The sequence below is a fragment of the Candidatus Avelusimicrobium aviculae genome (genome assembly GCF_949292495.1).
Classification (GTDB): Bacteria; Elusimicrobiota; Elusimicrobia; order Elusimicrobiales; family Elusimicrobiaceae; genus Avelusimicrobium; species Avelusimicrobium aviculae.
The window spans coordinates 1-22,401 of record NZ_CASEZB010000020.1 but is presented as its reverse complement, the minus strand read 5'-3'; the positions used below and the strand labels follow the sequence as shown (position 1 = coordinate 22,401).

29 protein-coding genes and 1 tRNA gene are annotated in these 22,401 nt (G+C 47.5%); 20 read left to right on the top strand and 10 right to left on the bottom strand.

Annotation, left to right across the window (positions count from 1 at the left end; translation table 11 throughout):
• Nucleotides 1–185: 185 nt before the first annotated feature.
• Complete coding sequence (locus ACQY33_RS05135; RefSeq protein WP_428074603.1) at nucleotides 186–713, bottom strand: OmpA family protein; 528 nt, start codon at nucleotides 711–713, stop codon at nucleotides 186–188.
• Nucleotides 714–1,082: 369 nt separating this feature from the next.
• Nucleotides 1,083–2,057, bottom strand: a complete 975-nt coding sequence (locus ACQY33_RS05130; protein ID WP_428074601.1) for an alpha/beta hydrolase — start codon at nucleotides 2,055–2,057, stop codon at nucleotides 1,083–1,085.
• A 147-nt stretch (nucleotides 2,058–2,204) separates the two neighbouring features.
• Between ACQY33_RS05130 and ACQY33_RS05125 the strand changes: the two genes are divergently transcribed.
• From ACQY33_RS05125 to epsC, 10 genes are all read left to right on the top strand, one after another.
• Entirely contained in the window at nucleotides 2,205–2,369 is a 165-nt protein-coding gene (locus tag ACQY33_RS05125) for a hypothetical protein (protein ID WP_428074599.1), read from the top strand.
• Nucleotides 2,370–2,446: 77 nt separating this feature from the next.
• On the top strand, nucleotides 2,447–3,496 hold the full coding sequence (locus ACQY33_RS05120) for a HEAT repeat domain-containing protein (RefSeq protein WP_428074597.1): 1,050 nt from the start codon (nucleotides 2,447–2,449) through the stop codon (nucleotides 3,494–3,496).
• 2 nt (nucleotides 3,497–3,498) lie between these two features.
• A complete protein-coding gene (dut, locus tag ACQY33_RS05115; protein ID WP_428074595.1) occupies nucleotides 3,499–3,915 on the top strand; it encodes a dUTP diphosphatase in 417 nt (138 codons plus the stop codon).
• 128 nt (nucleotides 3,916–4,043) lie between these two features.
• Nucleotides 4,044–4,871 carry a 3-deoxy-8-phosphooctulonate synthase gene (gene kdsA, locus ACQY33_RS05110; protein ID WP_428074593.1) on the top strand — a complete coding sequence of 276 codons (828 nt, stop codon included), beginning with the start codon at nucleotides 4,044–4,046 and terminating at the stop codon, nucleotides 4,869–4,871.
• Complete coding sequence (locus ACQY33_RS05105; protein ID WP_428074591.1) at nucleotides 4,871–5,053, top strand: hypothetical protein; 183 nt, start codon at nucleotides 4,871–4,873, stop codon at nucleotides 5,051–5,053. Before kdsA ends, ACQY33_RS05105 begins: the two co-directional genes overlap by 1 nt.
• A gap of 3 nt (nucleotides 5,054–5,056) precedes the next feature.
• On the top strand, nucleotides 5,057–6,049 hold the full coding sequence (locus ACQY33_RS05100; RefSeq protein WP_428074589.1) for a KpsF/GutQ family sugar-phosphate isomerase: 993 nt from the start codon (nucleotides 5,057–5,059) through the stop codon (nucleotides 6,047–6,049).
• Complete coding sequence (gene lptC, locus ACQY33_RS05095) at nucleotides 6,046–6,582, top strand: LPS export ABC transporter periplasmic protein LptC (RefSeq protein ID WP_428074587.1); 537 nt, start codon at nucleotides 6,046–6,048, stop codon at nucleotides 6,580–6,582. Before ACQY33_RS05100 ends, lptC begins: the two co-directional genes overlap by 4 nt.
• The gene (locus ACQY33_RS05090; RefSeq protein WP_428074585.1) at nucleotides 6,579–7,472 is read left to right on the top strand and encodes a hypothetical protein; all 894 of its coding nucleotides are present in this window, start codon (nucleotides 6,579–6,581) and stop codon (nucleotides 7,470–7,472) included. The genes lptC and ACQY33_RS05090 overlap by 4 nt, the downstream gene beginning before the upstream one ends.
• A 13-nt stretch (nucleotides 7,473–7,485) precedes the next feature.
• Nucleotides 7,486–8,205, top strand: coding sequence for an LPS export ABC transporter ATP-binding protein (lptB, locus tag ACQY33_RS05085; protein ID WP_428074583.1), 720 nt, complete (start codon nucleotides 7,486–7,488; stop codon nucleotides 8,203–8,205).
• A 2-nt stretch (nucleotides 8,206–8,207) separates the two neighbouring features.
• The gene (epsC, locus tag ACQY33_RS05080; RefSeq protein ID WP_428074581.1) at nucleotides 8,208–9,035 is read left to right on the top strand and encodes a serine O-acetyltransferase EpsC; all 828 of its coding nucleotides are present in this window, start codon (nucleotides 8,208–8,210) and stop codon (nucleotides 9,033–9,035) included.
• Between the two features lie 66 nt (nucleotides 9,036–9,101).
• On the opposite strand, the gene ACQY33_RS05075 is transcribed toward epsC, so the two are convergent.
• From ACQY33_RS05075 to ACQY33_RS05065, 3 genes are read right to left on the bottom strand one after another with little or no spacing between them, the layout of a single operon-like run.
• The gene (locus ACQY33_RS05075; protein ID WP_428074579.1) at nucleotides 9,102–9,584 is read right to left on the bottom strand and encodes a type IV pilin protein; all 483 of its coding nucleotides are present in this window, start codon (nucleotides 9,582–9,584) and stop codon (nucleotides 9,102–9,104) included.
• A gap of 10 nt (nucleotides 9,585–9,594) precedes the next feature.
• Nucleotides 9,595–10,077 carry a type IV pilin protein gene (locus tag ACQY33_RS05070; protein ID WP_428074577.1) on the bottom strand — a complete coding sequence of 161 codons (483 nt, stop codon included), beginning with the start codon at nucleotides 10,075–10,077 and terminating at the stop codon, nucleotides 9,595–9,597.
• A 13-nt stretch (nucleotides 10,078–10,090) separates the two neighbouring features.
• Nucleotides 10,091–10,534, bottom strand: a complete 444-nt coding sequence (locus ACQY33_RS05065) for a type IV pilin protein (RefSeq protein WP_428074575.1) — start codon at nucleotides 10,532–10,534, stop codon at nucleotides 10,091–10,093.
• 148 nt (nucleotides 10,535–10,682) lie between these two features.
• Here ACQY33_RS05065 and ACQY33_RS05060 point away from each other — a divergent pair, with 148 nt between their 5' ends.
• Complete coding sequence (locus ACQY33_RS05060) at nucleotides 10,683–11,774, top strand: GMP reductase (protein WP_428074573.1); 1,092 nt, start codon at nucleotides 10,683–10,685, stop codon at nucleotides 11,772–11,774.
• Between the two features lie 107 nt (nucleotides 11,775–11,881).
• Nucleotides 11,882–12,298, top strand: a complete 417-nt coding sequence (locus tag ACQY33_RS05055) for an FKBP-type peptidyl-prolyl cis-trans isomerase (RefSeq protein WP_428074571.1) — start codon at nucleotides 11,882–11,884, stop codon at nucleotides 12,296–12,298.
• A gap of 152 nt (nucleotides 12,299–12,450) precedes the next feature.
• Here the strand turns inward: ACQY33_RS05055 and ACQY33_RS05050 are convergent, their stop codons facing one another.
• A complete protein-coding gene (locus ACQY33_RS05050; protein WP_428074569.1) occupies nucleotides 12,451–13,218 on the bottom strand; it encodes a CBS domain-containing protein in 768 nt (255 codons plus the stop codon).
• A 72-nt stretch (nucleotides 13,219–13,290) separates the two neighbouring features.
• Here ACQY33_RS05050 and ACQY33_RS05045 point away from each other — a divergent pair, with 72 nt between their 5' ends.
• Genes ACQY33_RS05045 through ACQY33_RS05035 form a run of 3 tightly spaced genes read left to right on the top strand, consistent with a single transcriptional unit; the run spans nucleotide 13,291 to nucleotide 15,278 of the window.
• Nucleotides 13,291–14,472: an AlbA family DNA-binding domain-containing protein gene (locus tag ACQY33_RS05045; protein ID WP_428074567.1), complete on the top strand. Its 1,182-nt coding sequence runs from the start codon at nucleotides 13,291–13,293 to the stop codon at nucleotides 14,470–14,472.
• Nucleotides 14,472–14,798: a stress response translation initiation inhibitor YciH gene (locus ACQY33_RS05040; protein WP_428074565.1), complete on the top strand. Its 327-nt coding sequence runs from the start codon at nucleotides 14,472–14,474 to the stop codon at nucleotides 14,796–14,798. Before ACQY33_RS05045 ends, ACQY33_RS05040 begins: the two co-directional genes overlap by 1 nt.
• Before the next feature lie 18 nt (nucleotides 14,799–14,816).
• Entirely contained in the window at nucleotides 14,817–15,278 is a 462-nt protein-coding gene (locus tag ACQY33_RS05035) for a type IV pilin protein (protein WP_428074563.1), read from the top strand.
• A gap of 51 nt (nucleotides 15,279–15,329) precedes the next feature.
• Here the strand turns inward: ACQY33_RS05035 and ACQY33_RS05030 are convergent, their stop codons facing one another.
• The 3 genes from ACQY33_RS05030 to ACQY33_RS05020 form a co-directional block, all read right to left on the bottom strand.
• Nucleotides 15,330–15,878 (bottom strand): hypothetical protein, encoded by a 549-nt coding sequence (locus ACQY33_RS05030; protein ID WP_428074561.1) that lies wholly within the window; start codon nucleotides 15,876–15,878, stop codon nucleotides 15,330–15,332.
• Between the two features lie 293 nt (nucleotides 15,879–16,171).
• Nucleotides 16,172–16,246, bottom strand: a tRNA-Asn gene (locus ACQY33_RS05025).
• A 73-nt stretch (nucleotides 16,247–16,319) separates the two neighbouring features.
• Complete coding sequence (locus ACQY33_RS05020; protein WP_428074559.1) at nucleotides 16,320–17,546, bottom strand: MFS transporter; 1,227 nt, start codon at nucleotides 17,544–17,546, stop codon at nucleotides 16,320–16,322.
• A 50-nt stretch (nucleotides 17,547–17,596) separates the two neighbouring features.
• Between ACQY33_RS05020 and ACQY33_RS05015 the strand changes: the two genes are divergently transcribed.
• The 5 genes from ACQY33_RS05015 (at nucleotide 17,597) to rimO (ending at nucleotide 22,168) form a co-directional block, all read left to right on the top strand.
• Nucleotides 17,597–18,577: a DnaJ C-terminal domain-containing protein gene (locus tag ACQY33_RS05015; RefSeq protein WP_428074557.1), complete on the top strand. Its 981-nt coding sequence runs from the start codon at nucleotides 17,597–17,599 to the stop codon at nucleotides 18,575–18,577.
• A gap of 9 nt (nucleotides 18,578–18,586) precedes the next feature.
• Nucleotides 18,587–18,985: an OsmC family protein gene (locus tag ACQY33_RS05010; RefSeq protein ID WP_428074555.1), complete on the top strand. Its 399-nt coding sequence runs from the start codon at nucleotides 18,587–18,589 to the stop codon at nucleotides 18,983–18,985.
• Nucleotides 18,986–18,999: 14 nt separating this feature from the next.
• Nucleotides 19,000–19,386 (top strand): OsmC family protein, encoded by a 387-nt coding sequence (locus ACQY33_RS05005; RefSeq protein ID WP_428074553.1) that lies wholly within the window; start codon nucleotides 19,000–19,002, stop codon nucleotides 19,384–19,386.
• Between the two features lie 63 nt (nucleotides 19,387–19,449).
• Nucleotides 19,450–20,826 (top strand): TrkH family potassium uptake protein, encoded by a 1,377-nt coding sequence (locus ACQY33_RS05000; protein ID WP_428074551.1) that lies wholly within the window; start codon nucleotides 19,450–19,452, stop codon nucleotides 20,824–20,826.
• Nucleotides 20,827–20,869: 43 nt separating this feature from the next.
• A complete protein-coding gene (gene rimO / locus ACQY33_RS04995; RefSeq protein ID WP_428074549.1) occupies nucleotides 20,870–22,168 on the top strand; it encodes a 30S ribosomal protein S12 methylthiotransferase RimO in 1,299 nt (432 codons plus the stop codon).
• Between the two features lie 31 nt (nucleotides 22,169–22,199).
• On the opposite strand, the gene ACQY33_RS04990 is transcribed toward rimO, so the two are convergent.
• Nucleotides 22,200–22,401 (bottom strand): transposase (locus tag ACQY33_RS04990; RefSeq protein WP_428074547.1); only part of this gene is annotated, 202 nt, incomplete at its 5' end.

The window sequence follows — 22,401 nt, the reverse complement described above, 5'->3', positions numbered from 1 at the left end:
TGATATCGGCAGTGATAAACGCAGTGGCTTAATTTGGTAAGTTCCATATTGAGATGGTACTAAATATGAAGATTTGGGGATACACACTCCATCCCTCGGGCTTACGCCCGGGGTTTATTGTGAGCAGTAGTTATAAAAAACCCGGCTTTTACAAGCCGGGTTTTTATAAGATATACACCAAACTGTTAATAAACGGTGTTCCAATCCCTAGTGGTAAAAGTAAATTCCACCCGGCGGTTGGTGCGGCGGCCCTCATCGGAATTATCCAACGTTAAAGGGCGGTCTTTTCCATGAGCGTGAATGCGGATGGACTCCGCCGATACCCCGCGGCTTACCAAATAAGATTTCATAGCCGCCGCGCGGGAACCGCTCAGCCAATAATTATATTCTTTAGAACCTAAAATGTCCGTATGCCCCTCAATAATCAAGCGCAGATGGGGCTGGTCTTTCATAATATTGGCCACTTTATCCAAAAACGGGTACGCATAATCCGGCGGGCGGATAGAGTCAAATTCATATGTAATGGTGGGGAGCTTTAAACTTTTAAGCATTTCTTTTTCACTTTGCCTATAAAGTTTAGCATTGCGTTTGGCCTCCAACTCAATAACGGGGTCCGGCTTGACCTCCGGGATTTCTTCTTCTTTTTGAGAAGTGGCGCATCCCACAAAAGAAAACGCAAATAAAAATAATAAAGCGGCTTTGGTAAAATTCATAATATTCCTCCTGCCCTCATTATAGCAAAAGGCCCTAAAGGCTGCATAACAATTTTATGGAATTGTTTTATCCACAGTTATCAACACCCTGTTGATAAGTTGTGGATAACCCCCCTTTTACTCTACAAATAAATTCCGCGGAAAGGGTTTTCCCGGCCTTTTTGGTTTTTCACCGCGCCCCGCTTGTGGATAACCCGCCCAATCTGTGGATAACTGTGGCTTTTGTATAGTAAAAAGCCTATTTAAAAAGGGGAAACTCCGTCGAAGAACATGGATTTACCCTAAAAAATAGGCTTTTTAGCATTTTTTTAAAAAAACTGTTGACAAGTATGCTTTTTTTTGTTCAATTTTTGCAAAAAAACGCCTTTTTTATTGTTTTTTAAGCGTAATTTTGGCGGAAAAGTCTTTTAAAGGCGTTTTTACGGTTAGTTTTACGCGCCCAGGCTCCGCGCCGGATATGGAGGACAGGCTTCCCTTTTCCGCGTTCCACTCCAAAACCGGCGGACTGATTAGTAAAGAGGACGGGTAAAAATTGTATTTTTCCCCGTTCTTCAAACGGGCCACTATGTCCACTTTCGCCCCGGGGGAAGACAAAGCGAATTTACGCGGGAAAATATTCCAATCCAATTTTTTAATGGATACTTGTTTCTTATCGGCAAACCAATAAGGAAAAGGGGTTTCCTCAAAAGGTTTTTCTTCTTTTCCTTCCCTTAAAACAAAATGCTGCCCATAGTGAAAACGGGCTTTCTCCAGCATAGCTTGAAAACCGGCCAAAGACTCCCGGTCTCCCACCGCCATTAAACGCAAATCCCGCGGCAGAGCCATTGCGTTTAATAACGCCGGGTCCACCTGCAAAAGCAACGCTTTGGAAAACAATAAATGCCGGTACAAAAGAGAGAAAGAAGCCACTCCCCCTTCTGTTCCCACGGCAATCAGCGCCCGGTGGGAAGCGTCCGCCAACGTGGAGTAGTTCGTGTCCACATAGGGGATTAGTTCCTGGGTAAAAAAGCGGGTTACACGGGCGGCATCTGCCAAGTCTTCCGGGGTTAAATTAATACCCACTACTAAGGGTTTAGGCTCAGCCCGGGCAATGAACTGGGCGGCCGCTTGGGCGTCTTTCGGAACAGCCCCCAACACATACACCACCGGATAGCGCCCTTTTAAAGGCACTTTTTCTTCCGGCAGAAAAAACGTTACCGTTTTACCCGGCAGCGTATTGGAAGGGAAATTAATAAAAGTTTCCCTCCCGGGGTTAATTAAAAGCAAAGGTTCCGTTATTTGCAGCTGCGCAAAAGCGGAAATTGCCGCAAACAAGAAGAAGAAAAGAGAAAAATATTTTTTCATACTTGATTATTTTAACAAAATACATATAGTAATTGTACAGGACCTAAACCAGCCCTGGGCCCAAAGGCCCTTGCTTTTGTTTGATGAAAACGTTATCTTAGTATAAAAGGAACTTGAAAGATTTTGATAGTTTAGGAGCAGTGCCTTATGACCAAAACCAACAACTTACGCTTTTTGCTGGCGCTAGGAAATAAAAAAGTAGTGGTGGTGAAAGAACAAAACAAGCTGAACGTATACAGCGATAACCATCCCGCCGGTTCCAAAAACCGCCTTTCCGTAGAACGTTTGGCCGAAGCCGTATCCAACCGCTGATGATTTTATGTGTGTAAAAATCCCCCGTTTTCCACGGGGGATTTTTTTATTGACCCGTCTAATGATATAATGAATTTATGACAATAAAAAAAACCTTTTCCGCTATCCTCGCTGCGGCGGTTGTTTTCCCCTCCGCCGCGGCATTTGCCCAAAACGGGCTGGATGAGAACTTACCGCTGTTGCAAAAAAGCAGCCGCTCCGCCAAAGAAAACCAAAACGTATTGGATTTATTTTTGCGCGGCAAAAAACCGGCAGAAGTTTTTGCCGCCGGGGCCAGTCTGGTGCGCTTGCCGCCTCCCCCAAACCAAGAAAACACCCTCTACGGCATTATTTTAAGGGACGGAGACGTACTAAAAAAAGTTTTTGCGGCCGTAATTATCACTTCTATGGGAAGCACGCGGGAAGAATTTTTACCCCTGCTTGCCGACGCCGCCCAAAGCCAGGACAATGCCCTTAAATCCTATGCCGGTGCGGCCTATACCATCATCAACCCGTCTGATGAGCAATACGCTGATTTAGTGATTAATTTATATATTTATGACCCGGCTTTTGCGCAGCGCGCCATGAATTTGCTTTGCTCTTCGGAAAAAGAAACCTTAAAATATTTAAAATCGGCTGCCGGCAGCGATATTCCCCAAGTGCGCGCGGCGGCCGCCTCTTGGCTGGGCGATTTGCAAACCCAAGCCGCCACCAAAATATTGTTGAAAATGGCTAAAAAAGAACGCACGGCGGACGTAGCCTCCGCCATTGCCACGGCTTTAGCCAAAAACCAACAATACACTTTGGACGAATGTTTAAAAAATTTAGACAAAGACCATAACACCCCGCAGGCGAATACCTACGCACTGGCCCTGGGATTTATGACGGGCAACGCCTTAAACGGGATTAAACAAGCGCTGGAAAATAAAGATGTGGAAGTACGCATCAACGCCGCCCGAGCCGCCGCTTATATGGCGGGCGTACTGGGCAGCGACCAAGCCAAAGAATATTCCACTGATGCGGCTTTTGACAAAAACTTATTAAAAACCTTGGTGCCCCAACTGGGAGTTATGGCTAAAAAAGACACGGCGTCCGTTAAGGTGTACGCCAACAACGCCATTTATCAAATAGCCAAACTGAGCGAATAACCATGAAAGTAAAAAAATTACATCCTAACGCCAAACTGCCTGTGCGCGCCCACGCCACGGATTCCGGGGCCGATTTGTTTGCCCTGGAACGGACCGTTCTTCCCCCTCACGCTATCAGCCACGTACACACGGGCATAGCCGTAGAACTGCCGGAAAACACATCCGGCGTTATTTGGGGAAAAAGCTCAGTGGAAAGCAAAGGGGTTAAAGCAATGGCCGGGCTGATAGACGCCCCTTACCGCGGGGAATTAATTGTATGCATGTACAATTTAAATCCGCAGGAATTTATTTTTGAGGCCGGGCAGAAAATAGCCCAATTAGTCGTGCTTCCCACCCTCTACCCCTCTTTTGAAGAAGCCGCGGAACTGACAGATACCGCCCGCGGAAGCGGCGGCTTTGGCAGTACGGGAAACAAATAAAATTTACCCGGGCCCAAGCCCGGGTTTTTATTAGAAACAACCCCGCTTTGCAAAACACGGTTTCCGCCCGTTTTTCCCTGCGGGTTGTATAGGTACTTTTTCCCTCTAAATTTGTTATCATTAGGTATATGCAAAAAACAATCAAAATAGGCAATATAAAAATAGCAAACCATTTACCGCTGGTGTTTATGGCGGGCACCTGTGTTATTGAAAGCAAAAAGCACTACCTTTCCACCGTTAAAAAACTTAAAAATATCATCGCTAAAACCAAACACCCGTATATTTTAAAAGCTTCTTACGATAAAGCAAACCGCACTTCTGTGGACGCTTACCGCGGCCCCGGCTTGGCCCTGGGGCTTGAGATTTTAGCCCAAGCCAAAAAAGAAACCGGGCTTCCTTTGCTGGTAGACGTGCACGAGCCGTGGCAAGCCGAAGAAGCCGCCCAAGTGGCCGATATTTTGCAAATCCCGGCGTTCTTGTGCCGCCAGACAGATTTGATTTTAGCCTGTGCCGCCACCGGCAAAACGGTAAACATTAAAAAAGGCCAGTTTTTAGCCCCCGGCGCGATGGAGCAAATCATTAAAAAAATAGAATCCCAGGGTAACCATAATATTATGCTTACCGAACGCGGCGCCAGCTTTGGCTATGGGGATTTGGTGGTGGATATGCGCTCTTTGGAAGTAATGAAAGGGTTTGGCTATCCCGTTATTTTTGACGCGACCCACTCCGTACAAAAACCGGGAGCGTTGGGCTGCGCCACCGGAGGCAACCGCGCCATGGCGCCGGTACTGGCCAAAGCGGCAACCGCTTTAGGCATCGCGGGCGTATTTTTTGAGGCCCACCCAGACCCGGACCACGCCCTTTCCGACGGGCCTAACTCGCTTACTTTACAGCAAGCGCAAACCATGTGCAAACAACTCTGCGCTATTGACGCAGTGGTAAAAAAGTTTAAATAATGACACAAAACACCCCCTCCCGCTGGGAACCTTCTTTGAAATGGCATTTAAAAACGCTGGCACTGGCGGCGGGTTGCGTGGCGTTATTATTTATTGCATTAAAAATTACTTTTAATTTATTGCCGGACACTTTTGCCCCCAAACGGCCCGTGCCCGAAACAACGCCTTGGCTGACGGAGTAATATATGCCTTACACAAAACAAGAAATTTTAAATACAGCTAAACAGGTTTTAAAATTGGAACACGAAGCGTTGGCGTTAACCCAACAAAGCTTGGACGAAAACTTTCTAAAAGCGGTGCACGCTATTGCCAAATGCAAAGGAAGGGTGGTCATTATCGGCATAGGGAAAAGCGGGCTTATCGGACGTAAAATAGCCGCCACCATGGCTTCTACGGGTACGCCGGCCATTTTTATACACCCGGTAGAGGCTTTGCATGGGGATTTGGGCATGATTATGCCGGGAGACATTATTTTGGCCATTTCTTTTTCCGGCCAGACGGAAGAAATAAACAAAATTCTTCCTTCTTTGGAGCGGCGCAAATTAACCATTATTTCCATGACGGGGCACGCCCAGTCTAAACTGGCGGAAATGTCAGATATTCATATACAAATTCATATCAAACGAGAGGCCTGCCCCTATAATTTAGCCCCTACCTGCTCCACCACCGCCACCTTGGCCGTAGGGGACGCGATGGCTTTGTGCCTAATGAAAATTAAACATTTTGAAAAGCGCGACTTTGCGGTTTTCCATCCGGGCGGCTCTTTAGGCAAATTGTTACTGCAAAAAGTAAAAGACGTTATGCGCACCGGAAAGTCAAACCCCACCGTGAGGGAAAACGCCACCGTGCAGGACGCGCTGTTGGTAATGACCCAAAGCGACGCCGCCGGCGCCACCAGCATTGTAGATAAGCACGGCAAGCTGAAAGGCTATTTTACAGACGGTGACTTGCGCCGCGCCTTACAAAAAGGGGCGGATATTTTAAAATGCAATATCACCCAGCTAATGACTAAAAACCCCCGCTTTTTAACCGAGGACGCCCCCGCCGTGGAAGCGGCTAAAATGATTCACTCCACCGGTGTAGACAACCTTCCCGTTTTAAACAAAAACGGTAAAGTGGTGGGCATTGTGGATGAAAAAGACTTAATAGAATACATCGCTTTGGTGGACAAAAAATGAAAAAAAACCTCTCTTGGCTTTTTATAATATTGGCATTGGGCGCTTGCGGTTCAGAGAAGAACTTCTCTCCTAATGAGGACCCGGGCATGCAAAAAGCGAACACCGTTTCTATTTTTGAGTCCAAGGACAGCCAAAAACGCTGGATGTTGAATTCCAAAGATGTAGACTTTTCCGACATGCAAAACGCCGCCTTGGACAGCCCGGAGCTTATTTTAAAAGAAAACGGACAGGATTCCGCCAAAATAACCGCCACCCGAGGTATATTTAATTACCCTAAAAAAACAGTTACTTTAAAAGGAAAAGTAAAAGCCCTTTCTTTTACCCAAAATTTGGTTTTAGAAACCGATTACATGTATTATGATGTAGACAAAGACCGGGTGTGGACTAACGCAAAAACCCTGGTTACCCGCGGCGGGGTGCGCACCACCGCCAAGAACGGAATAGAAACCAATTCCAAATTAACTAAAATAGAATTTAAAAATCAAAGCACGCAGCTTCCCCAAACGGTGGAAGAAATAAAAAACCCGGCATGAAAAGATCCATTTACTTTTTTCCTTTTTTGCTTTTACCGCTGTTGGCGGCAGGATGCGCCAGCGTTAAAATGGAAGGACCCGTATTGAAAAATCCCGTCCCGAAAGTAGTAAAAGCCACAGAAAAGGCCAAAGAAAAAAAGCCCACGTTTGAAGTACCCAAAACGTTGGGAGGCATTGTTTCCAGTGACAGCTGGGTAATCTACCCGGAAAAAGAACAAGAAGAATTTAAAGGCCACGTATATTATGATAACGGAGTATATACTTTCCGCTCTGATTACGCCTTGTCTGACCGTAAAAAAGGCACGTTTTCCGCTTCTGGCAATGTATATATAAAGCAAGCCCCCGCCCAAGGCCCCGTGTATGAGGCGCAGGCAGACAGCGGGTTCTATAATTATACTTCCGCCACCGGGGAACTGCGCTCAACCAATAAAAATAATTTTGTCCGTCTAAAATACACAGACATAGACCACGTAACCACCAATGCCCAGGCCCGCCGGGCAACTTTTAATATAAATAACCAAACGTATAATTTATACCAAAACGTTACCCTGCGCCGCCCTACCGAATACGGGCTGGCCACGGTTACGGCGGATAAATTATCCGTCCGCCAGGGGGATGAATACGCCATATTGGAAGGAAACGCCAAAGTAACCACCCCCAACCACTCTTTAACGGCGCAAACAATAGAATTTGACGGCAAAAACAACCGTTCCTATGCCTATGGTTCGCGCGTACTTGGGCAAGGAAAAATGGAAGAAGGCACCTTTGCCATTATTGCAGACCGGGCTGATTTGGATAATGAAAGCCGAAAAGTATCGTTTAAAGGCAAGGTGGCCGGATGGATTGTGTCAGACGAAATAAACAAGGCAGAAATCAACGACAAATTTTAAAAGGGGTTAATTTATGGAACTGCGCAGCGAAGAAATCAAAAAAGTATACAAAGACCGCATGGTGGTAAAAGGGGTAAATATTCACGTAAAATCCGGAGAGATTGTAGGGCTGTTGGGCCCCAACGGCGCCGGGAAAACCACTTCTTTTTATATGATGGTGGGGTTTATCCGCCCCACCAGCGGGCAAGTGTTTATTGATAACGATGATGTGACCTCGCTGCCCATGTTCCAGCGCGCACGCCATGGTTTAGGCTATTTAGCCCAGGAACCTACCATTTTTAAAGGGCTGACGGTGGAAGAAAACCTGCTGGCGGTACTGGAGCGTATTTTGGACAACAAGGCAGAACAAAAACGCCGGGTAGAAGAACTGCTGGCGGAATTTGGCCTCACCCGTTTGGCCAAACAAAAAGCGTGGACGCTTTCCGGCGGAGAAAAGCGCCGTATGGAAATTGCCCGCTGCATGATAAGTAACCCCAAAATTATCCTGCTGGACGAGCCGTTCGTGGGGATTGACCCCATCACTGTGGCGGACCTGCGCAAAATGATTTTTAAACTCAAAGACAAGGGCATCGGCGTTTTAATTACGGACCATAACGTACGCGAAACCCTGCCCCTTACGGAACGCGCCTATTTGATTTATGACGGTAAAATTTTAGTGGAAGGGGACCAAAACACCCTGCTTAACGATAAAGACGCCCGCCGCCTGTATTTAGGTGAAGATTTTAAAATGTAATTATGCAAAAAACAAATTACAAAACTATTTTAACGGCCTTGAAAGACGCTTTTGGCAAAAAATTTCACGAACGGACGAAATATACTCCGGACGCCAAAACCGTTATAGAAGTGATTACCGAATTAAAAGATTATCTGTTCCAATATCCCCCCACCGTAAGGCGTTTTGCCAGCGCGACCCGTTTGGAATGGTGCGCCAAGAAGCTGGAAAAACAACTGGTAAACGCGCTTTGCTTCCAGTGCGACGGGTCCGGCACATGCGCCATATGCAAAGCCCAGGCAAAAACCATTACCCGCCACTTTATGCAGCAATTGCCAGACATACAGCGTTTGCTGATTGCCGACGTACAGGCCGCGTTTGAGGGAGATCCCGCCGCTTGCGATGAATTGGAACCGCTTCTTTGCTATCCCGGCGTATTGGCCGTAGCTTACTACCGCATGGCGCACGCCTTACAGCAACAGGGGGTGCGTTTTATTCCCCGCATTATTACCGAATACGCCCACAGCCTAACCGGTATAGACATCCACCCGGGGGCCCAGATAGGCCCGGGGTTCTTTATTGACCATGGCACAGGCGTGGTAATTGGGGAAACATGCGTTATAGGGGCACACGTAAAACTTTACCAAGGGGTTACGCTGGGGGCAAAAAGTTTCCCGCTAGACAAAGACGGCAACCCGGTAAAAGGCATTAAACGCCACCCCAATATAGAAGATAACGTTATTATCTACGCCGAAACCACCGTACTGGGCAACGTAACCATAGGAAAAGGCTCCGTGTTGGGCGCGAACAAGTGGATTACAAAAGATGTGGCGCCCGGCACCAAAATATAGTATTTCTTTCACAAACAAAAAACCCCGGGCACCCCGGGGTTTCTTGTTTAAAACCAGAAAGTTTGATTAGTTACAAGTACCGCCGCTGCGGCTGGTCATACCATATACACTGCATTTATCCGCGCCGCCGGTACAATAGAAATCCCCCCCGGTTGCAGGAGTAGGGTCATACCAAAAAGAAACCCCGGACGTATCTCCCGCTCTGCGCGAACAGCAAACCTGGTCTGCGTCCGCCCCCGGGAAAAAGCGGTAAACAAACGCATCGGTCGTCAAAACAGCACTTGACCCGCTGCCGGAAGCCGCTCCTGACATTTTTACATCCAAACTGTTAGCCGTAAAAGCGGAAGGAACATGCCCCGCAAAAGAATCCAACTCCATGGAAGATAATAAACGGGTTTTGGAATCCGCTATCTTTTTTAGCAAAACACGCGCTTCCGCCGCGCGGGATTTTTCCACCGTTTTTTCATACAACGGCACCGCCATAGTAACCAACAGCGTCATAATAATTACGGCCACTAACAGTTCTATTAATGTAAAACCTTTCTTCATAATATATCTCCTAAAAGTTACAAGCCACGCTGGTAGTACGGGGCAAGTCATACACATCGCAAGCGGCTTGCTCTCCCACGCAGGAGAGGGTTTGGTTGTCCCGGTTAAAAACAATACAAGTGCCCCCATAATGTCCGCCAACTCTTTTAGCGCCGATGCGGCTGCCGCTAATAAATTTATATTGGAAATTTTCCGTAGTTAAAACGGAATTTTTATCCATACTGGCCCCACTGTCTTGAAACATATCCAAACGCCCTATGCCAATTTCGTTGGTAGGGGGATTATTAAATAAGGAATTGTAATCATCATAGCCAAAATTCACAGCCAGACGTTCACTGGAGTCATACAAGTTTTTTAAAGCGGCCATAGCCTCCGCCGCGCGGGCCCGTTCCACTACCCGGCGGTACTGCGGCAACGCCAAAGAAGACAAAATGCCTATAATAATAACCACCGTCAACACTTCTATTAATGTAAAACCTTTTTTATTTTTCATAACATGCTATCCTTTAAAAACATCTTGTTTCATCAAAGTTAAATACATCTTCGCAAGAGGTTCCGCAGCAATACATTTTATTGCCGTCATAGGCAAAAACAGTCCCTTTCACGCCGCTTCCTCTGAGAAGTTTGCCAGTCACTACGGTAGGTTTGGATAAATCATACTCATAATTGGTCGTAGTAATTTTAGCACCTGAAACACTGTTGGCCCCTTTTACGCCAATATCCAACATGGTAGCGGCAAAGCCCGCCCCTCCGGATACGGCAAAAGAACGGTGCCCGTTTTCAATAGCCCAGCGTTCGCGCGACTCAAACATAGGGGTAAGCATATTGGACGCTTCCGCCATACGCGCCCTGTTCAAACTGCGGCGATACTGCGGCATGGCAATGGCCGACAAAATACCCATAATCAGCACCACCGCCAGCAACTCTATCAGGGTAAAACCTTTCTTCATACAAACCTCCACTAAACATAGTGTATGATTTTTTAAAACAATTACAATACCAATTATAACTAAATACCCCGCCCAGCGTAAAGTTTTACCCCTTTTAATTTGCTATGATATAAGGCGGATTTAAGGCTTCAATTTGCCGGAGGTTTTTATGAGAATTTATGACGATATCCAATTAGATTATTGTGATGTGCTGCTGCGCCCCAAACGCTCCGCCTTGGCGTCACGCAGTGAAGTGGATATTGAGCGCGAATATATTTTTAAATGGTGTCCAACCGTGCTAAAAGGTACGGGAGTTGTTGCCGCCAACATGGCAACCACCGGCACTTTTGAAATTGCCAAAGAAATGCAAAAGCTCCATCTTTTCACCGCTTTGCATAAACATTACACCGCGCAAGAAATCATAGATTTTCTAAAAAATAACAAAGACAACCAGTTTTTGTTTGTCAGTTCCGGCGTGTCCGACGCGGACTTTGAAAAACTAAGCCAAGTCATGCAAAGCGGCTTAATCCAAAATATTTGTGTGGACGTGGCAAACGGCTATTCCCCCTATTTAATCAGCTACATTAAAAAAGTGCGCCAAGCCTGGCCCAAGGCCTTAATTATGGCCGGAAACGTGGTAACCGGGGACATGTGTGAAGATTTAATTTTAAACGGGGCCGATATCGTTAAAGTAGGCATTGGGCCCGGCTCCGTATGCACCACCCGCAAATTAACCGGCGTAGGGCGGCCCCAATTTTCCACCGTCATAGAATGCGCGGACGCAGCCCACGGCGTGGGCGGCATGATTTGCGCCGACGGAGGATGCACCGTACCGGGTGACGTATGCAAAAGTTTCTGCGCCGGGGCGGATTTTGTCATGCTGGGCGGCATGCTGGCCGGCCATGCGGAAAGCGGCGGGGAAATGTGCGAAAAACACTTTCAAACGCCTGAGGTAAATTTTATTGACGACAAAACCTGCGCCATGACCATAGAAACCAAACAATATAAAAAATTCTACGGCATGAGTTCCGAATACGCCCAGGAAAAACACTACGGCGGCATGAAAAAATACCGCGCCAGCGAAGGGAAAGTGGTGGAGCTGCCTTACCGCGGCCCCATAGAACACACCCTGCTTCACCTGCTTGGCGGCATGAGAAGCTGCATGACGTATATTGGCGCCAAACGCTTAAAAGATATGCCCAAATGCGCCACTTTCTACCGGGTAAACCGCCAATTAAACACCATTTTTGGAAACGAATAGCCTGGCTCCGCTTTATAAAAAGCGGATACCAATATATAGGTAAAACTGATACAATGTACAGGTTAAGTTAAACGTCCCAGGGTATCCTGCGGCAAAGGAGAAAATAAATGATTAAAGAAGGTTCCAAAGCAAAATTTGACTATACGCTTACCGTGGACGGTAAAGTGGCTGACACTTCCTCCGGGCGCGGGCCGCTGGAATACACGCACGGGGCGGGTATGATTATCCCCGGCTTGGAAAAAGAACTGGCCGGCATGAACGTGGGCGACAAAAAAACCGTAACCGTCAAGCCGGAAGAAGGCTACGGATTAGTGCGCGAAGACGCCATTAAACGCGTACCCAAAGAAGCCGTATCCAACGCGGAAGAATTAAAAGTGGGCGATATGGTAGGCGCCAGCAACGGAGAACATACTTTCCGCGCTATTGTAAAAGAAATTGGGGAAAAGGAAATCACCCTGGATTTTAACCACCCCTTAGCCGGCAAAGAATTGGTTTTTGAAGTGGAAATTAAAGAAATTAACTAATTTTTCGCCTTTTTTTCAAACACCCCGCGCGCCAGCCGGGGTGTTTTTATTTGGCGGCGCAATAGAATAGATTCGGCCTGGCTGATGCTCTGCAAATAAAGTAAAAGGCCCCGGGATTTCCCGGAGCTGTTAAAACTATTCTCTTAAAGCGTTTACTTTTTATTTGCAAAACGCGCGCGCAAGCGTTTAAACCAACCGGCTTTGGCGGCGGGGCACTGTAAAGGCACGGCCACCACACCCAGCAATTTCCCGCTTTTATCCACTACCGGCAACAGCGGGCTTTGGGTTTGCTGAAACAACACAAGCGCTTTTTGCTGGGAATCCTGCGCGGATAAAGAGGCGAAATCCCCGCTCATTACCGAACCCAACGCGCTGGAATGCGGGTAAAACAACATTTCCGCCGTGCGGATTACCCCTTTTAACTGCCCGTCTTTGGCGGTTACAAAACAAACCGCGGGTATCTTTTTGCGGGGGAATGTTTTTAAGCGTTCCACCGCGTCCGAAACCTTGGCGTCTGTTTTTAAGGAGACAAAATCCGTACTCATCACCGCCCCCACGCTGGAAGCGGGATACGCCAATACCTGGTTTAACAAAGCCACAAATTCCGGCTTTAAAGCGGCGGAAAGTTTTTCCCGGTACGGCTGGGAAAATTCCCTCATCATGCGCGCCGCCTGCACCACGTCCAGGCGGGAAAACACATACGCCCCCTGCCGGGCCGGCAACCGGCGCAGTACGGCGGCCGCTTTGCATGGCTCCATGTGGTTAAAACAGGTAATTAAAGTTTGCGCTTTTAAAGGGGAAATTAAAATAAGCGTTTCATGCGTAGCCAAACCGGCCAAGGCTTTAGCCGCCGCTTCAGGGGCGGCGGTAATAAATTTTTCGGTAATTAAATGGGCCAGTGTTTCTGCGGGAGAAAGCATAAAACCTCTTTCACGGTAATTATTTTTATTATAATAAATAAACAGGCGCCTACGCCAAACGTGAGGTGGAATATGCTTTTTAATAAACCCATTAACGATTTAACTTTCCAAGACGTAGTGGATTTTTGCAAAAAAGAAATTCCGGAAGGCAAACAGCTGGACTATAAATACCTGCTGCCTAAAAATAAAGAAAAATTCGCAAAAACAATCGCTTCTTTCGCCAACGCGCTGGGGGGCACCATCATTATCGGCGTACAGGATGATAAAAACGACAAGCCCGCCCCCCCTTTTACGGGCATTGCCTATCACGAAAAAATACGCAACAGCATAGAAGACATTATCCAGGTATATATAGACCCTATTGTCTTTGTGGACATCAACACCTGCGTGGGCCCCAACAACCGCATGTTTGTGGTCATTAATATTCCCCAAAGCAATTTAACCCCCCACCTGGTAGGAAAAAGCAAACGGGCGTATATAAGGACGGGCCAAAGCAGCCGGCCGGAAATGATTGTTCACCCCTCCAAACTGCCTTGGCTGTTGGACCACCGTAAAAAATCCGAACGCCTGCGCCATATTCTGTATGATAAAGCGGAAAGCCATTTTGATAATTATTTAAAAATGAAAAACATCCGCCAAGACGGCCTGCCGGTATGGACGCTGTCCGTCTCCCCTTTATACCCGGAAGAACAACTGACGGACTATAAGCTCCTGCCGCAGCTTATTAAAGAGTGCACCACCCAGGCGTGGTTTGGCTCCCTGCCCGGGGAAGGCTACCCCCTCCAGCCCGTGCAAGACGGGGCAACCGTTATCAGCAACGTGCAAGACATACACAAAACCACTGAATTTAACGTTTACGGGCTGCTGATGGATAAACGCATTGCCGGGGAAACCAAAACTTTTAACGGGCACAAAGCCCGCGTAGTAAGCGTGGAAAAACTGGCGCAGGAACTGGTGCTGTTTTTTGTAACCGCCATTAAATATTTAAATAAAATATCGTTTGGCGGCTCTTTGTACTTCCGTTTAAAAATGAGCAACAGCCACGCTTTGCGCGTATCGCTGGGGAAACAAAAAGCAACCGTACTAGAGGATTACCTGCGTATGGACAGAACCTTCAACTTGGCCGAACTGGAGGATGGACTCTCCGCCACCATACAAAGTATTTTACAGGAAGCCGCCTGGGGGTTGGGCATACCGGCGGACGGAGAGATTTTAAAAACCTTGGTAGACGGTTTTCTGGGAGACATTGAATAATGAGTGAAATTTTTTATTCCACGGATCCGGCTTTCTGCCCGCACTGCAAGCATATTCCGTGCGTATGCAACCAGTTGGGCAAGCCCAAAACCCAAACGGAGCCGGTCCGCGTACGGTTTATCAACACGGCCAAAGGCAGCGGAATTACCCGGGTGGAACGCCTCGCTTTGCACCCGCAAGGAAAAGAGAAACTATTAAAGAAAATAAAAAAATCCCTCGGTTGCGGAGGCACGGTAAAGGACGGCATGCTGGAAATACAAGGGGATAAAAAAGCCCGCGTGCAGCAAATTTTAGAAAAAGAAGGCTATAAAGTGCGCGCATTATAATACGCAAAGAGGTTTTGTATGAAAACAGGTTTTACGTTGGTGGAATTATTGGTGGTTATTTTGATTATCGGGGTACTTTCCAGTATTGCTATTCCCTATTATTTCAACGCGGTGGAAGCGGCGCGCAATACGGAAGCCATCCTTTTATGGGGCCGCACAAAAAACTTTTACCGCGGCCGGCAAATGGATGAAGAAGCCGCCCGCCGCTTAGAAGAAAAATCTAATCGGGAAGGAAAATTAAAACATTATAATATAGCCATTGTATGCCGTAACGAGCCCGGCAAAGAAGTATGCTGGGAAGCGGACTTTCTGCAAAAGGAACCCCGCCACGCGGAGTATAAATTAACCACTACCGATAACTTTCTCCACTTGGCCTGCATCGGCATAAACAACGCGGGGAAAGACTTTTGCCTCTCGCGCACAACCGAAGACAATAAAACGGAAATAGACGGTCAGGAAGCTTACATCATCCGCTTTTAAATCAAAATCCCCGGTCTAAAAAAGACCGGGGATTTTTTAATTTCTATAACTTTATTTGCCGGCGAACGCCAAACGAATCTTTTTAGCCGCCATTGCGCTTAATTGTTGGGCGGTTAAAGAGTCTTTTTCAGAAGGGACCAACACCTCAAAAGATTTTTGAGCCACTTTCTTTTTACTATAGCACTGCGTCATTTTAAAATTCACTTTTAATCCGGTTTCATCTTCCGTTACGGAAAGAAGAGCGCCTTTTAAATCCAAGCCGTCCCAAGCCAATACCTCGGTATTGATTTTAATAGCCAAGCCTTTGTCCGTAAGCACAGGATTAAAAACAAAACCTAACGCGCCGGAATATTCTTCCGCCGGGGCTTCCCCGTTATATAAACCTTTTTCATAATAATCGGCAACGTAGAAAACGCCGTCCGTCTGATATAACTGCAAATCTGTGTTTTTGATTACGTAAAAATACGTTTTGCCTTTTTCAAAAGACACTTCTTTTTTGTTATCAAGCAAAATTCCGCCTTTCATAGATGTTAACAACTGCTGGGAAAAACCAACCGTACCTAGGCACAACATAAGAGCAACCACTAGACACTTTTTCATACTTTTTCTCCTCTGTTACTTGTTTTTTGCGGGGCTATCCCCCCGCACTTTCAGCCTAACAATTATTAGGACATTTCGCCAACTGCCAAAAGGCCTGTTTTTATATAGGACTTTTGGTCCCATAAATGGCTCTTTCCTGTCTAAATAAAAAAGATAAAACAAACAAAAAAAGCCGACAGTAAATAAAACTGTCAGCATTTTTGTCAGCATCCGCTGTATAGTTTTTGTTACATAACGGACCCAAACACTTCTTAGACGAACAAAAAAGGGGCCTCTAAAAGAGGCCCCTTAAATGGCTCCCCGAGTAGGGCTCGAACCTACAACCTACCGGTTAACAGCCGGTCGCTCCACCATTGAGCTATCGGGGAATAAAACGTTTGTTGGGAATATTCCCAATCACTACATACATATTTTATTAAAAAAAAAATTGTTTGTAAACAACTATTTGTTTTTTGCCGTAACCACCGTCCAAAAATCATTATGTTTACGGCCCAATAAACTAATTAATATTAGTATAGCAAATATGCCCGATACCGCGCATAACGTAACGTATAACCCGGCCCAATGTATACAGCATGCCATGCCCAGCACGCAAACGCTTTCCACCGTATACGAAGCGGTGGCAAACAATCCCAGCGTTTTACTGCGCAGCGCCTCCGGCGTACGCAATAAAATAATGCTGATAACCATGGCCCCAAACGCGCCGAAAGGAACGCCGCAAAAAACAGTAGCCGCCAAGACGGCCGCTTTGGGCAAATTGAGCAGGAGCACCAAAACAGACAGCAAATACCCGGCGTAATTTACGCTTAATAAAGTAAAAAACGTAAACCGCTTGGCGGCAGCCGCAAAAAACAATGCGCCGCCAAAAGCGCCTAAGCCAAAGGCGCCGCCCAACAAACCAAAATAAACCGAATCAAACCCCTTTTCATATATATAAGAAGGAAGCAAAACCAGCTCCCACGCCTGCCCCAGCAAAAAAGTAGGCAAGGTAAACAAAACCGTTTCTTTTAAAATTTCGTCCCCCCACATATTGGAAAAAGCCTCTTTAAAGCTGACGCTGGGGCGCAAAACACGGGGCTTGCGGTTTGTAAACATCAGCAAACACAGGATAACAATCACCACGCAAAAAGCCGTACACACAACCCATGCGCCCAACAGCCCCATATAAGCAATCACCAGTCCGCACAAAAGCGGCCCCGCTACGGACATGACCCCGTCAAACGCTTCTATCATGCCGGACGTTTTGGAAAGGGGCACATCCGCATAACGCGAAAACGTGGGAGACAGCGCCGTGCGGGCCAGCTGGCCGGGCGCGTCAAACACGGAACTGGCAAAAATCAGCCCCCCCACCAGCCAAGGCGCGTCCTGCCCGGCAAAGACAAGCGCGGTAATGGCGCCAATTAATATCAGTTGGGACACTTCACACCCAAACATCACTTTGGAACGGCCGAAACGGTCAATCACCTGCGCGCCAAAAAGGGAAGAAAATACATTGGGCAACAGCGAACAAAACCCCACAATACCCGTCCACAATATGCTGCCCGTGGTGCTTAAAATATACCAAGGAAGCAAAATCTGCATGAACTGGTTTGCCAGAGAAGAAAATGCCTCTGTTGTTAGAATTAATTTCCAAGGGGTTTTATTGGCTGATTTAGTTAATAATAACATAGTATTTTACCCTAAAATTATATAAAATGATGTTGTTGTAAGGGGGAATTATGGCTGAATATAAAGACTACTATAATATATTGGGCGTTGGCAAAAACGCTTCGGACGCCGAAATAAAAAAAGCGTTCAAAACCCAGGCGCGCAAATGCCACCCGGATATGCACCCGGAAAGCGAAAAAGCCAAATGGACGGAAAAATTTAAAGATTTAAACGAAGCCTATACCGTTCTTTCCGACAAACAAAAACGCACTATTTACGACCAGGTAGGCAAAGAAGGCTACCAAAACTACGCCAAAGGCGGCGGTGCCAGCGGCGCAAGAGGAGCCAGATCCTCCGCATACGGCGGAGGCAACCCTTATCAGCAATACCAGCAATACGGCGGGTTTGGCAACTCCGGCGCCTCATACAACTTTAGCAGCTCCGGCGGCAATTTTAACGGGGCGGATTTCAGCGATTTCTTTCAAAGCATTTTTGGCGGCATGGGAGGCATGGGCGGTTTTTCCGGTTTTGGTCAAAATTTTGGCCGCTCCGCCGCGGCGGGAGCCCAATCCGGCGACGTGGAAGCCGAACTGGCCCTTAACTTGGAAGACGCCCACCGGGGCGGCAACATGCAGCTTACCCTGCCCAACGGGCGCAACGTTACCGTAAAACTTCCGGCGGGCGTGAGCGAAGGCAAAAAAATCAAATTAAAAGGCATGGGCAACCCCACCCAGCGCGGAAACGGGGATTTATACCTCATTATCAAAATCCGCCCGCACGCGCAATTTAGGTTGGAAGGGGAGGATTTGCACGTTCCCGTTACCATCATGCCGTGGACGGCGGCCCTGGGCGGCGTGATTTACGTGCCCACGCTGGACGGCCCACTGCAAGTAAAAGTTCCCGCCGCAACGCATAACGGCAAAAAATTAAAAGTGAGCGGCAAGGGCCTCAGTTCCAAAGGCAGCCTGTTTATCACGCTGAACATTGATGTCCCGCGCAGCTTAACCAAAGAACAAAAAGATTTGTTCTCTAAACTGGCGGCCATTTCTTAAGGAGCCTGTATGACCGAAATTACCTGCACTTACATAGGGGACGGACAGACCGAATTAAAACACGGCCCTTCCGGCGTGGTTATCCATACGGATTTACCACCCGATAACGGCGGCAAAGGGAGGTTGTTTTCCCCCACGGATTTACTGGCCTCGGCCTTTGCTTCCTGCGTGTTAACCATTATGGGCAAAATGGCATCCGCCCGGGGTGAAAACCTGCAAGGGGCCCGCTTGACTATTACCAAAGAAATGGCCCAAAACCCGCGCCGCGTGGGTGCGTTTGACGTCAAAATCACTTTCCCGGCGCATTTTACCCAAGAGCAAAAAAATTTTTATAAAACGGCTGTTAACGCCTGCCCCGTGCATCAAAGTTTGCGCAGCGATATAGGCTTAACCGTCCATATTAAATAAAAGGAGAAAATTTTATGGCAAAAACCGTTACAACTCTGTCTGACAATTTACACACCACCAGCCTTACCGAAGGGGTATCCACCCCGGTGGATACGCAGTTTTTAACCCCGCGCGAACATATGAACCCCGGCGAAGTACTGGCCGCCGCTTTGGGCGCCTGCACGCTGACTATGGTGGGCTATGCCGCCTCCAAACGGGGCGATAACGCGGCCGGCACCAAACTGACGTTGGACCCGGTCTTTGACGATAAGCACACCCGCATAGTAAAAATCGGGCTGGAGTTTGACTTTCCGTCCACCTTCACGCCGGAACAGAAAAAGTTCTATGTAAACGTGGCCAAAACCTGCCCCGTACACAACAGCTTGCGCGAAGATATTGAATATACCGTTACGGTAAAATAAATCTTTCCCCCCGCCGGGCCTATGCCCCGGCGGGGGTATTTATAAAAAGCTCATCACAGGTCTATGCCTAAAATAAACTGGAAAGAAGTTCTTGTTACCTTAAAAGATTTAACCAAAGCCTCCATAAAAAAATACACCTTATGGATTTTACATTTATCCCCCCACCAAAACCTGCTGCAGGGCGTGTTGTTATATACCATTTTGGGCTGGATGGCGCTTTCTTTGCCGTTCATGAACACGCAGGACGTGGCCTGGATAGACAACCTGTTTACGGCGGCTTCTGCCGCTACCACCACGGGCTTAACAAGCATAAGCACGCCGGATAGTTACTCCTGGCTGGGGCAGCTGGTGATACTGATTTTAATACAGGCGGGAGGGCTTGGGTATATGACGATGTCCTCCTTTGTGTTTTTGTCTTTTTCCCGCCGGTTGCGCCCGCACCAAAAAGAAGTACTCAGTGCGGAATTTTCCCTCCCCAGTGAGCTAAACCTGCACGACTTTTTGCGCGCCGCCATCATCTTTACCGTAGTGGTGGAAAGTTTGGGCGCCGTGTTTTTATTTAACTATTTCATGCATCATGATTACGGCATCTTCCGCGCGGCCTGGTACAGCATATTCCACAGCATATCGGCTTTTTGTACGGCCGGGTTTAGCTTGTGGAACAACAACCTGACTAACTTTTACGACAGCAAAACCATCAATATTATCATTTCACTGCTGTCTTTACTGGGTGCCATTGGGTTTATTGTGGTAACGGATGTTTTTAATTGGATTACCCGCCGCGCAAAAGGGCTCTCTTACACGTCTAAAATTATTTTGATTACCATTACCAGCGTAATTACCTTTGGCACGGTGATGCTTTATATTACCAACCCGGTTATGAGCCTGTGGGAAGCGTTCTTCCAGGCCACCTCCGCTATGACGACGGCTGGCTTTAACACGGTGGAAATTGGCGCCATGTCCACCTGTTCCTTACTGGTTATGATTATTTTAATGAGCATCGGCGGCGCCCCCAGCGGTACCGGCGGCGGTATTAAAAGTACGGCATTTGTCAGCATTATGGCCATTTGGTATAACCGCCTTTTGGGCCGCAAACACATTTCGTTTCTAGACCGCCGCATTCCCATACAAAAGCTGTATTTGGCCACCTCCACCTTTATTTTTTACACCATTTTGCTTTTGGCCAGCGTGTTTTGGTTGACGTATTGCGAGCAGGACAAGCCTTTCTTAAGTTTATTTTTTGAAGCCGCCTCCGCGTTGGCCACGGCCGGGCTGTCTATGGAGTTTACCTCCCAACTAAGTACCTGGGGCAAGATTATCATTATCATCACCATGATCATCGGCCGCGTGGGTGTAATTACTTTTGGTATGGCCCTGTTAAGAGATGATGACGACGAGCCAGACCCGGAACCCACCGAAAAAGCGGACCTGGCCATCTAACCGCCGCACATGGCATAAAAAGCATTTTTTGTAAAATATACCTATGAAATTCTTTCTAATCAGCTTAGGCTGCCCCAAAAACTTAACCAACAGCGAAGAGTTCACCGCCCGCTTGCTGGCCCATGGGCATAAACTGGTGTTTTCCCCGCAAGAGGCGGACACGGTTATCATCAACACCTGCGGGTTTATTTCCTCCGCCGTAAAAGAAGGAAACGAAGAAATCCGCCGTGCGCTGGACTTAAAAAACCAAGGCATTATCAAACGCGTAGCCGTTACCGGCTGCATGGTGGAGCGTTACCGCCAAAAGCTGGCGAAAGATTTCCCGCAGGCAGACACTATATTTTCCATAGCGGCGCAGGAACATATAGAAGATTTATTGGATAAAGACGGTTTGTTTTTAGAACCGCTTGCGGCAAAACTCTGTCTGCCTGAATTTAAAATGACCCTCACCGCCCCCCACACCGCCTATTTAAAAGTGGCGGACGGCTGCAACAACCGCTGCGCTTATTGTACCATTCCATCCATACGCGGGCCGTACCGTTCCAAGCCCATGCCGCAGGTGATAAAAGAAGCGCGGCTGATGGTGCAAAACGGGGTGAAAGAAATATCCCTTATAGCGCAGGACACCACTTCTTACGGGCTGGATTTATACGGGGAGTTAAAGCTGACCGAGCTTTTGCAAAAACTGCTTAAAATACGCGGGCTGGGGCGTTTGCGCATTATGTACGCCTATCCGCACCGCGTAACGCGGGAGCTGGCGCGGTTAATGGCCGGGGAAGAAAAAATTTTCCATTATTTGGACATTCCCCTCCAGCACATAGCGGACCCAGTGCTTAAAAACATGAACCGCCATTGCGATGCGGCCAAAATACGCCAAACACTGGATATGCTTAAAAAAGAAGTGCCGGACATTTCCCTGCGCACCAACTTTATAGTGGGATTCCCGCAGGAAACCAATAAAGATTTTCAGGAACTTAAAAAATTTGTGCGGGAATATGAGTTTGACAATATGGGCGTGTTTGAGTTCTTCCGCGAGAAAGGCACCGCCGCTTATGACAGAAAGCAAATCCCCGCCGCCGTGAAACACCAGCGCGCGCGGGAGCTGGAAGAAACCCAAAGCCGCGTGATAGACAAATTAAACAAACGCCTGCTGGGCAGTACGCTGGAAGCCATTGCCGACGGGACGGACTTTGGCCGCACCTATAAAGACGCCCCGGATATTGACGGGCGCGTTACCTTCACCCGCCCCGTTAAAACAGGCAGCATTTTCAAAGCCCGCGTAGTGGCCGCCCAAGGGTACGAGCGGGAACTGGAACCGTTAACCGATGAAACTCCCCGGTGAAACTCCCCGGGCTTACGCCCGGGGTTTCTTTCTATACGAACAATTTCATTGTTCGCCCCAAATCTTCTTTTCCCTGCATATCTATATATTTTTGTATTTGTTCTTCGTTTATCCCTACCGTGGATACAAAGTATCCATCCGACCAAATACCGTCTGTTCCGTAATAGCATTTTTTAAGAAACGGAAACTCCTTCTTCATATCTCTTGCTAAATTACTCTTGATTATCCTTACT